This is a genomic window from Streptomyces sp. NPDC052064 (genome assembly GCF_055585925.1).
Map to the genome: position 1 here is coordinate 250214 of NZ_JBVJJE010000009.1, position 18800 is coordinate 269013.

Consider the following 18800-nt stretch of genomic DNA (forward strand, 5'->3'; position numbering starts at 1 on the left):
CCAGCCCCCACGCCGAGCACCGAAAACCCCGGCCCCGAAACCCCCCGTACCCTTGTCCCCGTGACCAGCCCCGCCCCCGACGCCCTCCTCGGCCCCGCCGACATCCGCGAACTCGCGACAGCCCTCGGCGTACGCCCCACCAAACAACGCGGCCAGAACTTCGTGATCGACGCGAACACCGTCCGCCGCATCGTCCGCACCGCACAGGTCCACCCCGACGACGTGGTCGTCGAGGTAGGCCCGGGCCTCGGGTCACTGACGCTCGCCCTGCTGGAGGTCGCCGACCACGTCACGGCCGTCGAGATCGACGACGTGCTCGCCGCCGCGCTGCCCGCGACCATCACGGCCCGCATGCCCGACCGCGCCGACCGGTTCGCCCTCGTCCACTCCGACGCGATGCACGTCACGGAGCTGCCCGGCCCCGCCCCGACCGCGCTGGTCGCCAACCTCCCGTACAACGTGGCCGTCCCGGTCCTGCTGCACATGCTCGAAGCATTCCCGAGCATCGAACGCACCCTGGTCATGGTCCAGTCGGAGGTCGCCGACCGCCTCGCCGCCCCGCCCGGCTCGAAGGTGTACGGCGTCCCGTCGGTCAAGGCCAACTGGTACGCCGAGGTCAAGCGGGCCGGCGCCATCGGACGGAACGTCTTCTGGCCCGCGCCCAACGTCGACAGCGGCCTGGTCTCCCTCGTCCGCCGGACCGAGCCGCTGAAGACGACGGCCTCCCGGCACGAGGTGTTCGCCGTCGTCGACGCCGCCTTCGCCCAGCGCCGCAAGACGCTGCGGGCCGCGCTCGCCGGCTGGGCCGGATCCGCCGCCGCCGCGGAGGCGGCCCTCGTCGCCGCCGGGGTCTCACCGCAGGCGCGGGGCGAGTCGCTGACCGTGGAGGAGTTCGCGCGGATCGCCGAGCACAAGCAGAACCAGCACCAGCAGGAGGAGTCCGCGTGAGCGTGACGGTCCGGGTCCCCGCCAAGGTCAACGTCCAGCTGGCGGTCGGCCCCGCCCGCCCCGACGGTTTCCATCCCCTGGCCAACGTCTTCCTCGCGGTCGGCCTCTATGACGAGGTCACCGTCACCCCGGCCGACGAGCTCCGCGTCACCTGCGAGGGCCCGGACGCCGACCAGGTTCCTCTGGACCGTACGAACCTGGCCGCGCGGGCGGCCGAAGCGCTCGCCGAGCGGTACGGCCGGACGCCCGGCGTCCACATCCACATCGCCAAGGACATCCCCGTCGCCGGCGGCATGGCGGGCGGCAGCGCGGACGGCGCCGGCGCGCTCGTCGCCTGCGACGTGCTGTGGGAGACCGGTGCCTCCCGGGACGAACTGCTCGACATCTGCGCCGAGTTGGGCAGCGACGTGCCGTTCAGCCTGGTCGGCGGGGCGGCGCTGGGCATCGGGCGGGGCGAGCAGCTGACGCGCCTGGAGGTCGGCGGCACCTTCCACTGGGTGTTCGCGATGGCCGGCCGCGGCCTGTCCACCCCGGCCGTGTTCCGGGAGTTCGACCGGCTCGGCGAGGGCACGGACATCCCCGAGCCCGTCGCCTCCCAGGAACTCCTCGCCGCCCTGGCGAAGGGCGACCCGGACGCGCTCGCCGCCGCCGTCTCCAACGACCTCCAGCCGGCCGCCCTCTCCCTCTTCCCGGAACTCGCCGGCACCATGGCCACCGGCCGCGCCGCCGGTGCCCTCGCCGCCCTGGTCTCGGGCTCCGGCCCGACCACGGCGTTCCTCGTCCGCGACCCGGAGTCGGCGGCCGCGGTGGCGCAGGCGCTGGTGGCGTCCGGCACGTGCCGGACCGTGCGCACCGCGTCGGGTCCCACACCCGGGGCGACGGTCGCCGGGCGTTAATCCCGCGCGGCGGCCGGTTCCCGGCACGTAGGCTCCCCGGTTGTTGTCGACCATGGGGGCGCAGGCGTGGAAGAACTGGTCGCTGCCGTACGACACGGAGACGCGGACGAGGTCCGGGCACTGCTGGAGTCCGGGGCCGACCCCGAGACCCTCGACGACGGCGTCCCGGTCCTGTGCCGGGCCGTGGCGGCCTATGACGAACCCGTCACGGAAGCGCTTCTGGAGGCCGGCGCCACCCCCTTGCGCCGGCTGCCCGACGGGAGCACCCCGCTGCTGCGGGCGGTGGACGGCGGGTCACACCATCTGACCTACCTGCTCGCCTGCCACCGGGTGCCGCTGCCGGCGCCGGAACGCTACGAGATGCTGGCCCGCGCCCGGCGCTGGACCGAGGCGGGCGTGGAGGCGGAGATGCGCCGGCTCACCGGTCTCACCGGGCCCGTCGAGCGGGTCCGGGTCGAGGACGACGAGGTCGGCTGGTGGTGTGAGCAGCTCACGCTCGGCGGGCTGACCGTACGCGACGAGCACCGGGCGGTCCTCACCAGCATGGAGGCCCGCTACGGCGTCCGTACCCCGTTCGACGAACTCGTCGCGCGTGCCCTCGCCCACCCCGACCGGGACCACGTCGTCTGGTCGGACGTGGTGTTCACGCTCGGCCGCCGGGTCGACGAGGAGACCTGGCAGTGGAGCAGGGACCTGCTCAACCACCCCGACCGGCTGCACCGCCTCCTCGCCGCCGACCTGCTGCTGTCGCTGATCATCGGAGACATGGTCAAGGGACGCGCACCGTTCTGGGAGCGGGGGAGGGAGCTCGTGCCCTGGGCCGAACAGGAGGAGGACCCGGAAGTGCTGGCGGTCATCCTCCAGGCGATGACCCACGACAGCGCCCCGGAGATCGAGGCCGTCGGCCTGTCGCACCTCGCCCACCCGGACCCCAGGGTGCGCGCCCTGGTGACGGACGCCCTGGGGCACTCCGAGGACGACCGGTCCCCGGTCAGCCCCGAGAGCCTCACCGCCGTACTCACCCTGGCCCGCGACGAGGACTCTGGCGTACGAGAGGCGGCGTGCCGCTGGCTCGCCCACTACCGGGGGCGCGAGCCCGAGGTCGGGGACGCGCTGGTCGTGCTCACCCATGACGAGCGGCAGCCGATCCGCATCTGTGCCGTGTCCGGGCTGGCCTACCGCGACGACCCGCGCTGTGTGGAGGCCAAACACCGGATCGGCCCCGTCGACGCGGAGCTGCCGTTCGACGAGAGGCTGCTGGACGTGTGGCGGTACCAGCGCCGCCAGGAGACCGGCGGGGGCTCCTGACGACCTCGGACGGAGCACCGCCCCGCCCGACTACCCTGGAGGGTCGATCGTCCCCCCTGTCAGGAGAGAAATGGCCGTCAACCTGGTCAATGTCGAGAACGTCAGCAAGGTGTACGGCACCCGCGCCCTGCTCGACGGCGTCTCCCTCGGCGTCTCCGAAGGGGAACGCATCGGCGTCGTCGGCCGCAACGGCGACGGCAAGACCACGCTGATCCGGATGCTCGCCAGACTGGAGGAGGCCGACACCGGGCGCGTCACGCACTCCGGCGGGCTGCGCATCGGGGTGCTCACGCAGCACGACTCCCTCGACCCGGAGGCCACCGTCCGCCACGAGGTCATCGGCGACATGGCCGACCACGAGTGGGCGGGCGTCGCCAAGGTCAGGGACGTCCTGACCGGCCTGTTCGGAGGGCTCGACCTGCCGGGGTTCCCCAAGGGGCTCGACACCGTGATCGGGCCGCTGTCCGGCGGTGAGCGGCGCCGCATCGCGCTCGCCAAGCTGCTCATCGAGGAGCAGGACCTGCTCGTCCTCGACGAGCCCACCAACCACCTCGACGTCGAGGGCATCGCCTGGCTCGCCCGGCACCTCCAGAACCGCCGGTCCGCGCTCGTCTGCGTGACCCACGACCGCTGGTTCCTGGACCAGGTGTGCACGCGCATGTGGGACGTCCAGCGCGGAGACGTCTACGAGTACGAGGGCGGCTACTCCGACTACGTCTTCGCCCGTGCCGAGCGCGAGCGCATCGCCGCCACCGAGGAGGTCAAGCGGCAGAACCTCGTCCGCAAGGAGCTGGCCTGGCTGCGGCGCGGCGCACCCGCCCGTACGTCCAAGCCGCGCTTCCGCGTCGAGGCCGCCAACGAGCTCATCAAGGACGTACCGCCGCCCCGGGACAGCAGCGAACTGATGCGGTTCGCGTCCACGCGGCTCGGCAAGACCGTGTTCGACCTGGAGGACATCACCGTCCAGGCCGGTCCCAAGGTCCTCCTCAAGCACGTCACCTGGCAGCTCGGGCCGGGGGACCGGATCGGTCTCGTCGGCGTCAACGGCGCCGGGAAGACGTCCCTGCTGCGGGCCATGGCCGAGGCGGCCCGGACCGACGGCGAGGCCCAGCCCGTGGGCGGGCGCATCCGCGTCGGCAAGACCGTCAAGCTGGCCTACCTCTCCCAGGAGGTCGCCGAACTCGACCCGGCCACACGGGTGCTGGAGGCCGTGCAGCAGGTGCGCGAGCGCGTCGACCTGGGCAAGGGGCGCGAGATGACCGCCGGGCAGCTGTGCGAGACGTTCGGCTTCACCAAGGAGAAGCAGTGGACGCCGGTCGGGGACCTGTCCGGCGGTGAGCGGCGCCGGCTCCAGCTGCTGCGGCTCCTCATGGACGAGCCCAACGTCCTCTTCCTCGACGAGCCCACCAACGACCTCGACATCGAGACGCTGACGCAGCTGGAGGACGTCCTCGACGGCTGGCCCGGCTCGATGATCGTCATCTCCCACGACCGGTTCTTCATCGAGCGCACCACCGACCGGGTGTTCGCCCTGCTCGGCGACGGCACTCTGCGGATGCTGCCGCGCGGCATCGACGAGTACCTGGAGCGGCGGCAGCGCATGGAGGAGGCCGCGGCCGCCTCGGCACCCGCCGCGGCGCCGCGGACCACCGCCCCCGAGAAGAGCGCCGCCGACCAGCGAGCCGCCAAGAAGGAACTCCAGAAGATCGAGCGGCAGCTCGACAAGGTCTCCGAGAAGGAGACCAAGCTGCACGCCCAGATCGCCGAAAACGCTACGGACTTCTCGAAGGTGGCCGGACTGGACGCCGAACTGCGCGAGTTGGCCGGCCAGCGCGAGGAGCTGGAACTGCGGTGGCTGGAACTCGCCGAGGACGCGTGAAGGGTGCGTGAAGGCGCATAACGACGGCATCACGGGCCGGTCCTCCCTTGGGAACAGGGGATGACACGGCCCGGTGTGCTGTCGGCACCGGGTGATAGAAAGAGCCGTCTTAGAACTTCATGAAGCGACTCTGAGCCCATCGAGTACCTCAGGGCGTGGCTAAAAATCAGTGATCGAACGGGGGAGCCGCTGATGACTCAGCCGCCCAATCAGCCACCGCACGGTGGCTTCGGAGCACCGCAGAACCAGCCGCCGCAGGGCGGTGGCTTCGGGGCACCGCAGACCCCGCCGCCGCCCCAGGGACCGCCCCAGACGCCACCGCCCCCGCAGGGGCCGCCGCAGCCTGGATACGGCTATCCCCAGCAGCCCCCGCAGCAGCCCGGGCCGTACGGGCAGCCGGGACCGTACAACTCCGGACCCTACGGCCAGCCGCAGCAGCCGGGCCCCTACGGCCAGCCGCAGCAGCCGGGGCCGTACGGCCAGCCCGGCTACGGCTACCCGCAGCAGCCGCAGTACCCCGGCGCGCCCGGCACTCCGCCCGGGGGCGGCTCGGGCAACCCCTTCAAGGGCAAGCCCGCCCTGATCATCGGCGCCGCCGTGGCCGTGCTGCTCGTGGCCGGCGCCACCGTCTGGGCGGTCACCGGCGACGACGGCAAAGGCGAGAAGAAGCCGGTCGCCCAGCCGACCGACGACGGCAAGCCCGTCTCCTCCGCCCCGGTCAACCCCGGTGACGGCAGCGGCGACGGCGGCGAGGATCCGGAGAACCTCAACGAGGGCCGCCAGGCCGGTGAGGCGAAGGTCCTCTGGTACAAGGAGGCGCCCGACGCGCCCGGTTCCGGCGCCGACGCCCCCGGCATGTGGATCACCGACAAGACCGCGGTGAAGGCGGCGTACAAGCAGCTCTTCGCCTACAACGTCGGTGACGGCAAGCCCACCTGGGACGCGATCACCTTCCCGCAGAAGATCTGCGCGACGACCCCGCAGAAGACGTCCGACGACAAGATCTTCGTCGCGTACATGAGCGGCAGCAGCGACCGCGCCAAGTGCAACCAGCTCCAGGAGATCGACCTCAACACCGGCGACAAGGGCTGGAAGCAGGAGATCGCCGACGGCGCCCTGTTCGACTCCACGCTCTCCGTCGAACTGTCCATCACCGGCAAGACGCTGATGGTGGGCCGCTCCCAGTCCGGCACGGCCTACGACGTCACCAGCGGCGACAAGCTCTTCGACAAGAAGAAGTACGGCGCCGCCTGCTTCCCCTCCGCGTTCGCCGGCGGCGAGAAGCTGATCGCCGTCTCCTCCTGCGGTGCCGGCACGTCGAAGGAGCACGACGAGGTCCAGGAGCTCGACCCGCGCACCGGCGACGCCAAGTGGACCCAGCCGTTCGACAAGGGCTGGCGGGTCGCGCGTACCTACTCGGTCAGCCCGCTGGTCGTCTACAGCACCCACGAGGACAAGAAGGCCTGGAACATCTCCACCTTCACCTCGGGCGGCAAGTTCCGCTCGCAGGTCGGCTTCGACGAGGACTTCGCTCCCGAGTGCGGCTGGGCCATCCTCGAGCGCGACCTCCAGGGCTGCCAGGGAGTCGCCGTCGACGACACCACGCTCTACCTCCCGACGGAGGCGACCACCGGCGCCAACGAGATCGTCGCGGTCAACCTCGCCGACGGCAAGGAGAAGTGGCGGGTGAAATCCCCGGCCGACGAGTCGATGCTGCCCATGAAGGTCGAGGGCGGCAAGCTCATCGCCTATGTGCAGCCGTCGTACGACGCGGGCGGCCAGGTCGTGTCCATCCCGACCGGCGGCAGCGGCCACAAGCCGGTCAAGCTGCTCCAGAACCCGCAGGGCGCCGCGGACATCGAGAACGGTTTCTTCTCCAAGGACACCGACTGGGTCGACGGGCGCTTCTACATCTCGAGCACGCGGCTGAGCGGAAACGACGACACGAAGGAGAAGTTGATGCTCGCCTACGGCAAGTGACTCTTCCCCCCTTCGGATCGCCTTCTTCTTCGTCGTCCGTCCCCTTACCCGAGGTACTCACGCCATGACCCAGCCGCCTCCGCCGCCGCCCCAGCAGCCCCCGCCCGGGGGAGGCTTCGGGCCGCCCCAGGACCAGCCCCCGCAGGGCCCGCCCGCGGGTGGGCCGAACCTCGGCAAGGCCCCGCAGCCGGGATACGGCTATCCGCAGGCTCCGCAGACGCCTCCGCAGTCGCCACCGCCTGCGGCCCCGCAGACGCCGCCCCCGCCGCCCGCGCAGCAGCCGCAGCCCGGGTACGGCTATCCGCAGGGCGCTCCGCAGGCGCCCCAGCCGCAGCAGCCTCCGCCCGGCTACGGCTATCCCGGCCAGCAGCCGGGGCCGTACGGGCAGCCGCCGCAGGCGCCTTACGGGCAGCCGGGACAGCCGGGGTACGGGCAGCCCGGTTACGGGTATCCGCAGCCGACCATGCCGCTCCAGCCGCAGCCCGGACAGCCGGGCGGGGGCGGGAAGTTCAACGCGCAGCTGGCCATCATCGTGGCCGCGGTCGCGGCGATCGCCCTGATCGTCGCCGGCGGCGTCTGGTATTCCACGTCCAAGGACGACGGCAAGAAGGACGACACCGCCGGCTCCACCGGCGGCACCGGCGGCACCGGCGGCACGGACGACAACAACGGCGGCACCAGCTCCGGCGGCAAGGAGAAGGCCCCGGCCGACCCCAGCGCCAAGGTCCTCTTCCAGGTCCCGATGCCCGAGGTGAAGAACGACAGCACGGTCGTCGTCTCCGGCTCGTGGCTCACCGACAAGACGTACGCCAAGAGCGGCGTCGCCGAGATCGTCGGTTACGACCGCGACAAGGGCGGCAAGCAGTGGACGATCCCGCTGGACGGACCGGTCTGCCAGGCAAGCCGCCACGTCACCGACGACAACAAGACGGCGATCCTCTACCAGCCCGCGATGCCGACCAAGGCCGACCCGTCGCACGGGTGCAGCCAGGTCGCCGTGATCGATCTCGACGCCGGCAAGAGGCTGTGGACCAAGACCATCAAGACCGGTGACCAGCTGATCAGCTTCGACAACGTCACGATCAGCGGCAACACCGTCGCCGTCGGCAGCACCAGCGGCGGCGGCGCCTTCGACGTCTCCGGCAAGCTCCTGTGGAGCCCGAAGCCGACCGACTCCTGCTACGACGCCGGGTACGGCGGCGGCGAGAAGCTGGTCGCGGTGCGCAAGTGCGGTACGTACGGACAGCGTCAGCTGCACATCCAGACCATCGACCCGAAGTCCGGGAAGGTGATCTCGGAGTACAAGATGTCCCAGGGCATCGAGTACGCGAGCATCGTGTCGACCAACCCGCTCGTCGTGGCCGCCGACGTCGGCGACTCCGCGGGCGACGGCAGCGGCATCTCCGACTTCTTCTCCATCGACAACAAGACCGGCGAACTGCGCACGCGCATCTCCGCGCCGGGCGAGCAGTTCGCGGCCCGTTGCGAGGGCGTCACCCGCATCGAGTACTGCAACCTGCTGGCCGTCGGCAACGACCGGCTGTACCTGCCGACCGAGGAGCACGACGGCAGCGGCGAGTACAGCCAGACCAACGAGATCGTCGCCTTCGACCTCGCCACCGGCAAGCAGACCGGGCAGCGGGCCGACGCGGGCGACGGCTACACGATCTCACCGCTGCGCATGGACGGCGGCAACCTGATCGCCTACAAGCGGCCGCCGTACGACAAGGGCGGGCAGATCGTGAGCATCGACGGGGGCAGCTTCAAGCAGACGAAGCTGCTGGAGAACCCGGCGACGGACTCGGTGCGCGACGTGGAGGCCGGCATGTCGCCGGAGTACTCCGAGTTGCTGTACGGCGACGGGCACCTGTTCATGTCCAAGGTGTACGCCAGCAAGCGGAGCGGCAGCACGCGCGAGAAGGAGTACCTGGCGGTCGGCTTCGGTACGAGCTGATCGATCGATGGCCGCTTGGTGATCGACTCGGTGCCGGTACGGTCCCGTCCCTGCTCAGGGGCGGGACCGTTCGCGTTTGGCTCAGTCAACCTCGAATGAGAGGAATTTCGGCGATCCGGGGCGATTCTCGCGGGTAGGGGGAGCGCAACGTCGAACAAGCGTGTAGCTTCCGGGGGCATGAAGGCGGGGGAGCCGGGGGGCTTCCATCTGGGGGACCGGGGTGACTGGGGGGTTGCTCGATGGGAGTGCGGCTGATGGTGGTCGACGACCACCGACTGCTGGCGGAGGCGCTGGCCTCGGCGTTGAAGCTGCGGGGCCACCGGGTGCTGGCCGCGACGGCGCCGGCCGCGGGGGCGGCGGAGCTGGTGATCACGCGGGCGCCGGAGGTGTGCCTGCTGGGGACGGCCACGCCGGCGGAACCGGGGATCTTCGACCCCGTGGTGCGGATCAAGCGCGAGCGGCCGCAGGTCGCGGTCCTGGTCCTGGGACCGGTACCGAGCCCGCGGGGCATCGCGGCCGCCTTCGCCGCGGGGGCGTCGGGGTACGTACGTCACGACGAGCGCATAGAGGGTGTCGAGCGGGCGATCATGAAGGCCCGGGCCGGGGAGGCGGCCGTGGCACCGCAGCTGCTGCAAGGCGCGTTCAGCGAGTTGCTCAACCCGGCGGCCCAACCGGACGACGAGGGCCAGCGGTTGCTCCAGATGCTGACCCCGAGGGAGGTCGAGGTCCTGCTCCGCGTCGCCGACGGCGAGGACACCCGCCTCATCGCGGCGGGCATGGGCATCGCGCCGTCGACGGCCCGGACGCACGTCCAGCGGGTGCTGATGAAACTGGGGGTGGGTTCCCGGTTGGAGGCGGCGGCGCTGGCGGCTCGGACGGGGTTGCTGGACCGGGCGGGGCCGCTGGGCCGGACGGTGTCGGAGAGGCCGGAGACGGGGACGGGGCCGGAGGCGTAGAGCAGCCGTACAGGGCCAGTACGGATCAGTACCGGATCAGCACCGGTCGTCCCGTGAGCCGCACGGTGTCCCGGGCGTCGACCGTGCGGGTGGTGCCGTCGAGATGCTGGACGCGTCGTGCTCCGGCGCCCACGGGGACGTCGGCCGTGCCGGTGTAGGTCCAGCGGATGCGGGCGGTGCGGGGGACGCCGTATGCGTCGGGGATGCGGAACTCGCACTGCCAGACGTTCTCGGGCAGGGCGATCTCCAGGCCGTGCCCGCAGGAGCGGACCGAGGCGTGGGCCAGCCACTGCTGCAGGCGGCCGACGTACAGGCCTGCCTTGGTGGGCGGCTCCCCCTCGGCCTGGAGGACGAGGGGGATGCTGCCGTGGCCCCAGGCGTAGAAGTACATCCGCTGGACCTTGCGCGCGTACAGACCCGTCAGATAGAAGCGGACGGCGTAGTCGGCCGCCAGGTCCTCGTCCAGCGGGTCGTTCAGCTGCAGCGTCTGTGTCGTGCCCGTGTTCCACAGCGGCAGGTGGTAGCCCGCCCGCTGGAAGGTGCGGTCGACCTTCCGCACCGCCTCCAGCATGGTCTCCGGCGGGTCCGTGACCCGCTGCTGGTAGAGCTTGATCCCCGCCGCGTCGCAGTGCTGGTAGCCGCCCAGTGCGGCGAACCCCAGCAGGTACTCGTGCGACTCCTCCTTCCACAGCTCGGTCATGGACGGGCAGACCACGACCGCGTCCCTGTCGCGCTCCCGGATGATGCGGCTCGCGCGGCGCGTCATCTCGACGAGCGTCTTCACACTGCCGTTGTAGTGGTGGGGGTGGTTGGCCATCACCCACAGCTCGTATGCGTCGATCCGGTCGCCCGCGTGCCGTACGAGGGCCCGTACGAAGGCATCCCAGTCGTCCAGGTCGTCCGGTGGTGCCGCCCGGGCGCCCTCCGGGTAGGCGGCCTTGCGGGCGTCGGGGGCGGCCCAGGCGGGCGTGGCGCCGAAGACGAACAGCGTGGGCAGGCCCTGCCGTTCGGCAGCGTCGAGCAGCCGGTCGAGGGTGGACCAGTCGAACTTCCCGCGCAGGGGCTCCACTTGGGCCCAGCGGGTCTCGCTGTCCCACAGCCGTAACGCGCCCACCCGGAAGGACGGCATAGCCCCGCTGAAGCTGTTCATCGTCACGCCGAACAGCCGCGGATCGACCGGCGACGGCGTCTGCGCCCAACCCGTCACCTCGGGCGGAGGCGGGGCGGCCGCCGTCCCCGTCTCCCGGGGAGCGCTCGCGACGGCCGTGGCGAGAACGACGAGAGCCACGACGACGGCCAGGACCAGGCGCAGGCCCAGGGGATGCCGTCGCCGCTTCGCCGACGGGTCGGCGGGAGGTGGGGCGGCGCGGGCCGATGGGCCGGCGTCCTGCCTCTGGCCCGACTCCTGGTCCGACCCCTGGCCCGTTGCCGCCTTCCAGCAGCGCAGCAGTTCGTTCAGCTCCGCCGCGTCGGCCCCGCACTCCGTGGCGATCCGGACGACAAGGCCGTAGTCGCCCGGGACCGCCTTCCCGGTGCAGTACCGGTGCAGGGTGGAACGGCTCGTGAAGACCCGCTGCCCCAGTTCCTGATAGCTGAGCCCGCTGCGCCCCTTGAGCCCCGCCAGTACCGCGGCCAGCTCCCGGACCCCTTCAGCCTCCCGCAAGCCCTCCACCCCCGTGACGGCTCCATCCGACTCCCGCCCCAGCATTCCAGGTCCGTCCCCACGCGTCTGCGTCACAACAGGTCAACGCGGTGACACCCGTCCCGCGCCGAGTCGGGACGCGGACTTCCTGGCCGCGCGGCGAGGCGGAGCGGCACAGTCGGGGGCATCGGCGACATCGCACGGCATCACACCGGGGGACGCGTGCTTCGCATTCACTTCACTTCCGCGGATCTGGGACGGATACGGCTGGCGCGGCGGGCGGATCCGCTGTGGGAGACGGTGGTGAGCCTGCACCAACTGGCCCGGCCCTTCTTCTTTTTCACCGCATGGGCGCGGCGCACCCGCATGCAGCTGGCCGCGCAGAGGATGGGGGCGGAGGTGGGGTTGCTGACCTCACTGGTGCCGCCCACCGGGTACTTCCCGGACTTTCTGACCCCGGCCACCACCGGGCCGGCGGCGGATCTCGAGACGGGGATCGACGCGGTGCTGTCGACGGGCACACGCAGACTGCACGGCGACATCTCCCGCCTGGCCGCAGGACAGGCCCGGCCCGCGGCCTGGCTGGACGACCTCGCCCACGGCCGCCCGCCCGCCCTGCGGCGCCTGGGCGCGGCGTTACGCCGCTACCACCAGGTCGTTCTCGCCCCGCACGCGGAGGTGCGGGCCGCCCTGGTCGGGACGGACCTGCAGGGCCGGGCCCGGCGTCTGCTCGACGACGGCAGCGAAGCGCTCCTCGCCCGCCTCGGCCCCACCCTGCGCTGGAGGCCGCCGGTCCTGGAGGCCGACTACCCCGTCGACCGCGATCTGCGTCTCGACGGCCGCGGCCTGACCGTCATCCCCAGCCTCTACGCCCACCACCTGCCCATCACGCTCGCCGACCCCGCTCTCCAGCCCGTTCTGGTCTACCCCGTGGCACGAGGCGAGCTCTGGCTCCCCGACAACTCCGCCCACCTGTCGCCGACGGCCCTGGACGAGCTGCTGGGCCCCACCCGCGCCGTCGCCCTGCGCTGTCTGGACACCCCGCACACCACGACCTCTCTCGCCGCCTGCCTGAACACCTCGCCCTCCACCGCGAGCCGCCACGCCGCCGTCCTGCGCCGCGCCGCCCTGGTCACCACCGAACGCACCGGCACCAGCGTCCTGCACACCCGCACCACACTCGGCACCGCCCTCGTCCACGGCGCCGGTCCCATGCCCTGACCTGCGACGTCAAGCCTGTGCGTTGTGACGCAAGGCCATGGGGCGTGGGGAGGCGGACAGGCAGCGTGGGTGCCGTGACCACGACAGGCCTGCCACTCAGCGGGCCGGATCGCGAAACAAGGAGGACCCATGCGCACACGTTCCGTTCTCACCGCGCTCGGCGCGTCCGTCGCCCTCACCCTGGGCGCGGCGAGCGGCGCGGGAGCCGATGTCGGCCCCGCGGCTCCCTACGACGACTGCCCGCGCGGGTACGTCTGCGTCTATGAGGGCCGCAACGGCGAAGGCCCCATGCAGAAGTGGCTGGGCGACGACCCCGACTGGCACACCGGGAGCATTCAGTTCCACGGCAGGGTGAGGTCCATCTGCAACAACGGCACCGAAGACCCCGGCAACCTTGAAATGGTGCGCTTCTATTACCAGAAGAATTACGCGTCCTACTATGCGTCGGCCAAGAGGGGCTGGTGCGGGAACACCCAGAGCGACGGGTCGAGCGTCAAGCTGAGGTCCCACAAGTGGGTGAAGGCCTAGACACCCCGCCCCATCCAGCAGGCGCCCGCCGGTCAGAAACCCGGCGGGCGCCTCGCGTGCGCGAACGCGCGTTATTCGGGCGGCTTCTCCTCCCCGGGCACAACATCCTGCGGCGGCGGAGCCACCGGCCTCAGCTTCAGCCACACCAGGAAGAACACCCCGAGCGCGAGCATCCCCAGCCCGGTCCACAGGTTGATGTTGACGCCCTCCGCCTTGTCGATGTCGGCGTCGGACGCCGTGAACCCCGCGATCGTGACGATGACCCCGTAGACCACGAACAGCCCGCCGATGATCCGCCGGATGTCGAACAACCGCGCAGCCGTCGCCGACTTGCCCTGCAGCTCGGTGACTTCCCGCTGCACGTCCTTCTCGGAGTAGAACTCGGACATCTGTCAATCCTCCCTCGGTCAGAACGAGAACGGGATGTAGCAGGCGGCGGCCAGGATCACCGCGCCCCAGCCCAGCAGTGCCGGCTTGCGGTACCAGGCCTCGTCCCCGGGGGCCGGCGGCTCCGCCATGCCGGGCGAGGTCGTGCCGTAGACCAGCCCCTGGAGTTCCTCGGCCGGCTTCGGCGCGGTGAAGAGCGACACCGCCACCATGACGACCGCGCCCGCGACGAAGCCCGCGATCGCCGAGACGAAGTTCGCGCCCTGGTCGGAGGGGATGTCGATGATGCCCTGCTTGTAGATCCAGAAGTAGTTCACCATCGCCGCCGTCGTGCCCGCGACCAGCCCCCAGAAGCCCGACTTCATGGACGCCCGCTTCCAGAACATGCCGATGATGAAGACCACGAACATCGGCACGTTGAAGAAGGAGAACAGCGTCTGGAGGTAGCTCATGATGTTGGAGAAGGACGACGCCAGGAACGCCGTGCCGATGGAGGCCAGGACGCCGATCGCGGTGATCAGGCGGCCGAAGCGTACGTAGTACGTGTCCTCCCGCCCCTTCACGACGTACTTCGCCCAGATGTCGGTCGTGAACACCGTGTTGAACGACGACACGTTCGCCGCCATGCCCGCCATGAAGGCCGCGAGCAGCCCCGTCACGGCGATGCCCAGCACGCCGTTCGGCAGGAGTTGCTCCATCAGGTAGGGAATCGCGTCGTTGTACTGGAGGTCGGAGCCGGCGGTACCGATCTTCGGGACCAGCACGGCGGCGACCAGACCCGGGATCATCACCAGGAACACGATGAAGATCTTCGGGAACGCGGCGATCAGCGGGGTCCGCTGGGCCGCCGAGAGGTTCTTCGCGGACAGGGCCCGCTGCACCTCGGCGAAGTTCGTCGTCCAGTAGCCGAAGGAGAGCACGAACCCGAGGCCGAGGACGATCGTCAGCCAGTTGGCGCCCAGCGGGTTGTCGCTGCCGATGCCGGTTCCGCCCCACGAGGTCATGAAGTCGGCGCCGCGGGACTCGGTGAGGGAGTCGGACAGGCCGTCCCAGCCGCCCACCTTCTTCAGGCCGAGGACCGAGATGGGGATGAGCGCGGCGAGGATGACGAAGAACTGGAGGACCTCGTTGTAGATCGCCGAGGACAGGCCGCCGAGGGTGATGTAGGCGAGCACGAAGAAGCCGGCGACCACGATCGCCACCCACTGCGGCCAGCCCAGCAGCGCCTCGACGACGATGGCCAGGGCGTAGAGGTTGACGCCGGCGATGAGGATGGCGGCGCAGGCGAAGAGGCCCGAGCTGAGCAGGTGCGCCGCCTTGTCGAAGCGCAGCAGCAGGAACTCCGGGACCGAGCGGACCTTGGAGCCGTAGTAGAAGGGCATCATCACCAGGCCGAGGAAGACCATGGCCGGGATGGCGCCGATCCAGTACCAGTGCGTGGTGTACACGCCGTACTGCGCGCTGTTGGCGGCCATGCCGAGGATCTCGGTGGCGCCCAGGTTGGCCGCGATGAACGCGAGGCCGGTGACCCAGGCGGGCAGGGAACGGCCGGAGAGGAAGAAGTCGAGGCTGGTCTTCACCGAGCGGCGGGCGGCGAAGCCGATGCCGAGGACGACGACGAAGTAGATGCCGAGGATCGTGTAGTCGAGCCAGTTCGTGGGGAGTCGCAGCTCGGCTGCCAGGTTCGTGGGGGGATGCATGAGCCCTCGCTTCGTTGCGTGAACCGATACCTCGCGGAATCTACGCCTCCGTCTTCAGCGATTGAACACGTCTGTTGATGTCCTTTGTTTGATTGTGATGTTGACAATTGGGGGGAGCCGTGTTTTGGTGTGTTGGGTTATGTTTGAAGGATGAGGAGTGCGGCGTGAAGAAGACCTCGACCCGGCTGGCCGACGGTCGCGAGCTCATCTACTACGACCTGCGTGACGACAGCGTGCGGGACGCGGCCGACCGCCGCCCGCTGGACCGCACCGTCACCACGTCCGAGATCCGCCGCGACCCCCTGCTCGGCGACTCCGTCGCCGTCGCCTCGCACCGCCAGGGCCGCACCTACCATCCGCCGGCCGACGAGTGCCCCCTGTGCCCCTCCGAGGGCGACCGGCTGAGCGAGATCCCGGACTCGTCGTACGACGTCGTCGTGTTCGAGAACCGCTTCCCCTCGCTGGCCGGCGACTCGGGCCGCTGTGAGGTCGTCTGCTTCACCTCCGACCACAACGCCGCCTTCGCCGACCTCGGTGAGGAACAGGCCGGCCTGGTGCTGGAGGCATGGACGGACCGTACGTCGGAGCTGTCCCATCTCCCCTCCGTCGAGCAGGTGTTCTGCTTCGAGAACCGGGGTGCCGAGATCGGCGTGACCCTCCAGCACCCGCACGGGCAGATCTACGCCTACCCCTTCACCACCCCGCGCACCGCGACGATGCTCCGCTCGGTCGCGGCCCACAAGGAGATGACGGGCGGGGAGAACCTCTTCGACGCCGTCCTGGAGCGTGAACTCGCCGACGAGCGGGTCGTCCTGGAGGGTGAACACTGGGTGGCCTTCGTGCCGTACGCGGCGCACTGGCCGTACGAGATCCACCTCTACCCCAAGCGCCGCGTGCCCGACCTGCTCGGGCTGGACGAGGCCGCGCGCACAGAGTTCCCCAAGGTTTATCTGGAACTGTTGAGGCGCTTCGACCGGATCTTCGGTGAGGGCGAGCCTCCGACCCCGTACATCGCGGGCTGGCACCAGGCCCCGTTCGGCGCGCTGGAGGAGTTCGACGGGGTCGTGCGTGAGGACTTCGCGCTTCACCTCGAGCTTTTCACCATCCGCCGCACTTCCGGCAAGCTGAAGTTTCTCGCGGGTTCCGAGTCCGGCATGAACGTGTTCATCAACGACGTGCCGCCGGAGCGCGCGGCCGAGCGACTGCGAGAGGTAGCGAGTTCATGAGCGGGAAGTACCTGGTGACGGGCGGCGCGGGTTACGTGGGCAGCGTGGTCGCCCAGCACCTGCTGGAGGCCGGTCACGAGGTCGTCGTCCTCGACAACCTCTCGACCGGATTCCGCGAGGGCGTCCCCGCCGGGGCGACGTTCGTGGAGGGCGACATCCGCGACGCCGCCAAGTGGCTGGACTCCTCGTTCGACGGTGTCCTGCACTTCGCCGCGTTCTCGCAGGTCGGCGAGTCGGTCGTAAAGCCGGAGAAGTACTGGGACAACAACGTCGGCGGCACCATGGCCCTGCTGGCGGCGATGCGCGAGGCGGGCGTCCGCAAGCTCGTCTTCTCCTCCACGGCGGCGACCTACGGCGAGCCGGAGCAGGTCCCGATCGTCGAGTCGGCGCCCACCTCCCCGACCAACCCGTACGGCGCCTCGAAGCTCGCCGTCGACCACATGATCACCGGCGAGGCGGCGGCCCACGGGCTGGGCGCGGTCTCGCTGCGCTACTTCAACGTCGCGGGCGCGTACGGCGAGCACGGCGAGCGCCACGACCCCGAGTCCCACCTGATCCCGCTCGTGCTCCAGGTCGCGCAGGGCAAGCGCGATGCGATCTCCGTCTTCGGCGACGACTACCCGACGCCGGACGGCACCTGCGTGCGCGACTACATCCACGTGGCGGACCTGGCCGAGGCCCACCTGCTGGCACTGGACGCCGCCACCAGCGGCGAGCACCTGATCTGCAACCTCGGCAACGGCAACGGCTTCTCCGTCCGCGAGGTCATCGAGACGGTCCGCCGCGTGACGGGCCACCCGATCCCCGAGGTCGTGGCCCCCCGCCGGGGCGGCGATCCGGCGGTCCTGGTGGCATCGGCCGCCACGGCCCGCGAGAAGCTGGGCTGGAACCCGTCCCGCGCGGACCTCGACGGCATCGTCGCGGACGCGTGGGACTTCGCGCAGCGGCGCGGCAACTAGAACAGAACGAAGGGTCAGGGGTCAGGGCATGAGCGAGGCTGTTGCCGACACGGTCGCCGGAGCGGTCGCCGAACGGTTCACGGAGCTTTACGACGCCGAGCCGCACGGCGTGTGGGCGGCGCCGGGCCGCGTCAACCTCATCGGCGAGCACACCGACTACAACGACGGCTTCGTCATGCCGTTCGCCCTGCCGCACAAGGCGGTGGCAGCGGTCTCACGCCGCGAGGACGGCGTGCTCCGCCTCCACTCGGCGGACGTCGAAGGCGGGGTGACCGAACTCCGCCTGGACGACCTGTCCCCCGAGTCGGACAAGAACTGGACGGCGTACCCGGCGGGTGTGGTGTGGGCGCTGCGCGAGGCCGGCCACGCGGTGACGGGTGCGGACATCCACCTGTCCTCCACGGTCCCGTCGGGCGCGGGCCTGTCGTCGTCGGCAGCGCTGGAAGTGGTCGTGGCGCTGGCCCTGAACGACCTGTTCTCCCTGAACCTCCGGGGCTGGCAACTGGCCCGCCTGTGCCAGCGAGCGGAGAACGTCTACGTCGGCGCCCCGGTCGGCATCATGGACCAGACGGCGTCGGCGTGCTGCGAGGAGGGCCACGCCCTGTTCCTCGACACCCGCGACCTTTCCCAGCGGCAGATCCCCTTCGACCTGGCGGCCGAGGGCATGCGCCTCCTCGTGGTCGACACCCAGGTCAAGCACTCCCACAGCGAGGGCGAGTACGGCAAGCGCCGCGCGGGCTGTGAGAAGGGCGCGGCGCTGCTCGCCGTAGACGCCCTGCGGGACGTGCCGTACGCGGAACTGGACGCGGCCCTGGCCCGCCTCGGCGACGAGGAGGAGGTCCGCCGCCTGGTCCGCCACATCGTCACGGAGAACGAGCGCGTCGAACGGGTGGTGTCCTTGCTGGAGTCGGGTGACACGCGCGCGATCGGCCCGGTCCTGGTCGAGGGCCACGCGTCCCTGCGCGACGACTTCCGCATCTCCTGCCCCGAACTGGACCTGGTCGTCGACACGGCCCTGTCCTCCGGCGCCCTGGGCGCCCGCATGACCGGCGGCGGCTTCGGCGGCTCGGCGATCGTCCTCGCGGAGGAGGCCGACGTGGACGCGATCACCAAGGCGGTCCAGGAAGCCTTCGCCGCGGCGGGCTTCACAGCACCACGCGTGTTCGAGGCGGTGCCGTCGGCGGGGGCCCGGCGTCTGCGCTGACGGACCGAGAGG

The 18800-nt window shown here is 70.8% G+C and carries 15 protein-coding genes; 12 read left to right on the forward strand and 3 right to left on the reverse strand.

The genetic code is table 11. From position 1 onward, the window contains the following. The first annotated feature begins 60 nt into the window (after nt 1–60). From rsmA to ACZ6TU_RS25400, 7 genes are all read left to right on the forward strand, one after another. Nucleotides 61–948: a 16S rRNA (adenine(1518)-N(6)/adenine(1519)-N(6))-dimethyltransferase RsmA gene (gene rsmA, locus ACZ6TU_RS25370; RefSeq protein WP_467673251.1), complete on the forward strand. Its 888-nt coding sequence runs from the start codon at nt 61–63 to the stop codon at nt 946–948. Next, nucleotides 945–1844: a 4-(cytidine 5'-diphospho)-2-C-methyl-D-erythritol kinase gene (locus tag ACZ6TU_RS25375; protein WP_467673253.1), complete on the forward strand. Its 900-nt coding sequence runs from the start codon at nt 945–947 to the stop codon at nt 1842–1844. Before rsmA ends, ACZ6TU_RS25375 begins: the two co-directional genes overlap by 4 nt. A 66-nt stretch (nt 1845–1910) precedes the next feature. After that, the gene (locus tag ACZ6TU_RS25380; RefSeq protein ID WP_467673255.1) at nt 1911–3152 is read left to right on the forward strand and encodes a hypothetical protein; all 1242 of its coding nucleotides are present in this window, start codon (nt 1911–1913) and stop codon (nt 3150–3152) included. Nucleotides 3153–3222: 70 nt separating this feature from the next. Then, a complete protein-coding gene (locus ACZ6TU_RS25385; protein WP_467673257.1) occupies nt 3223–5031 on the forward strand; it encodes an ABC-F family ATP-binding cassette domain-containing protein in 1809 nt (602 codons plus the stop codon). Nucleotides 5032–5223: 192 nt separating this feature from the next. Next, nucleotides 5224–7011: an outer membrane protein assembly factor BamB family protein gene (locus ACZ6TU_RS25390; protein ID WP_467673259.1), complete on the forward strand. Its 1788-nt coding sequence runs from the start codon at nt 5224–5226 to the stop codon at nt 7009–7011. A gap of 64 nt (nt 7012–7075) precedes the next feature. Next, nucleotides 7076–8965 (forward strand): outer membrane protein assembly factor BamB family protein, encoded by a 1890-nt coding sequence (locus ACZ6TU_RS25395; protein WP_467673261.1) that lies wholly within the window; start codon nt 7076–7078, stop codon nt 8963–8965. Between the two features lie 239 nt (nt 8966–9204). Next, entirely contained in the window at nt 9205–9921 is a 717-nt protein-coding gene (locus ACZ6TU_RS25400; RefSeq protein WP_469551229.1) for a helix-turn-helix transcriptional regulator, read from the forward strand. 25 nt (nt 9922–9946) lie between these two features. On the opposite strand, the gene ACZ6TU_RS25405 is transcribed toward ACZ6TU_RS25400, so the two are convergent. Continuing rightward, the gene (locus ACZ6TU_RS25405; protein WP_469551232.1) at nt 9947–11584 is read right to left on the reverse strand and encodes a helix-turn-helix domain-containing protein; all 1638 of its coding nucleotides are present in this window, start codon (nt 11582–11584) and stop codon (nt 9947–9949) included. A gap of 201 nt (nt 11585–11785) precedes the next feature. On the opposite strand from ACZ6TU_RS25405, the gene ACZ6TU_RS25410 reads away from it, so the two are divergent. Both ACZ6TU_RS25410 and ACZ6TU_RS25415 read left to right on the forward strand, forming a co-directional pair. Beyond that, nucleotides 11786–12784 carry an ArsR/SmtB family transcription factor gene (locus ACZ6TU_RS25410; protein WP_469551236.1) on the forward strand — a complete coding sequence of 333 codons (999 nt, stop codon included), beginning with the start codon at nt 11786–11788 and terminating at the stop codon, nt 12782–12784. 129 nt (nt 12785–12913) lie between these two features. Beyond that, nucleotides 12914–13312: a peptidase inhibitor family I36 protein gene (locus ACZ6TU_RS25415; protein WP_469551238.1), complete on the forward strand. Its 399-nt coding sequence runs from the start codon at nt 12914–12916 to the stop codon at nt 13310–13312. Nucleotides 13313–13383: 71 nt separating this feature from the next. Here ACZ6TU_RS25415 and ACZ6TU_RS25420 read toward each other — a convergent pair whose 3' ends face one another. Together ACZ6TU_RS25420 and ACZ6TU_RS25425 are read right to left on the reverse strand one after the other, a co-directional pair. Continuing rightward, on the reverse strand, nt 13384–13701 hold the full coding sequence (locus ACZ6TU_RS25420) for a hypothetical protein (protein ID WP_469551241.1): 318 nt from the start codon (nt 13699–13701) through the stop codon (nt 13384–13386). An 18-nt stretch (nt 13702–13719) separates the two neighbouring features. After that, nucleotides 13720–15399, reverse strand: a complete 1680-nt coding sequence (locus tag ACZ6TU_RS25425) for a sodium:solute symporter family protein (protein ID WP_467673275.1) — start codon at nt 15397–15399, stop codon at nt 13720–13722. Nucleotides 15400–15563: 164 nt separating this feature from the next. Here ACZ6TU_RS25425 and galT point away from each other — a divergent pair, with 164 nt between their 5' ends. The 3 genes from galT to galK are packed head-to-tail and all read left to right on the forward strand — an operon-like array spanning nt 15564 to nt 18788. Then, a complete protein-coding gene (gene galT, locus ACZ6TU_RS25430; RefSeq protein WP_469551244.1) occupies nt 15564–16625 on the forward strand; it encodes a galactose-1-phosphate uridylyltransferase in 1062 nt (353 codons plus the stop codon). Then, the gene (gene galE / locus ACZ6TU_RS25435) at nt 16622–17584 is read left to right on the forward strand and encodes a UDP-glucose 4-epimerase GalE (protein WP_467673279.1); all 963 of its coding nucleotides are present in this window, start codon (nt 16622–16624) and stop codon (nt 17582–17584) included. The genes galT and galE overlap by 4 nt, the downstream gene beginning before the upstream one ends. A 28-nt stretch (nt 17585–17612) precedes the next feature. Further along, entirely contained in the window at nt 17613–18788 is a 1176-nt protein-coding gene (galK, locus tag ACZ6TU_RS25440) for a galactokinase (protein WP_467673281.1), read from the forward strand. The last annotated feature ends 12 nt before the right edge of the window (nt 18789–18800 follow it).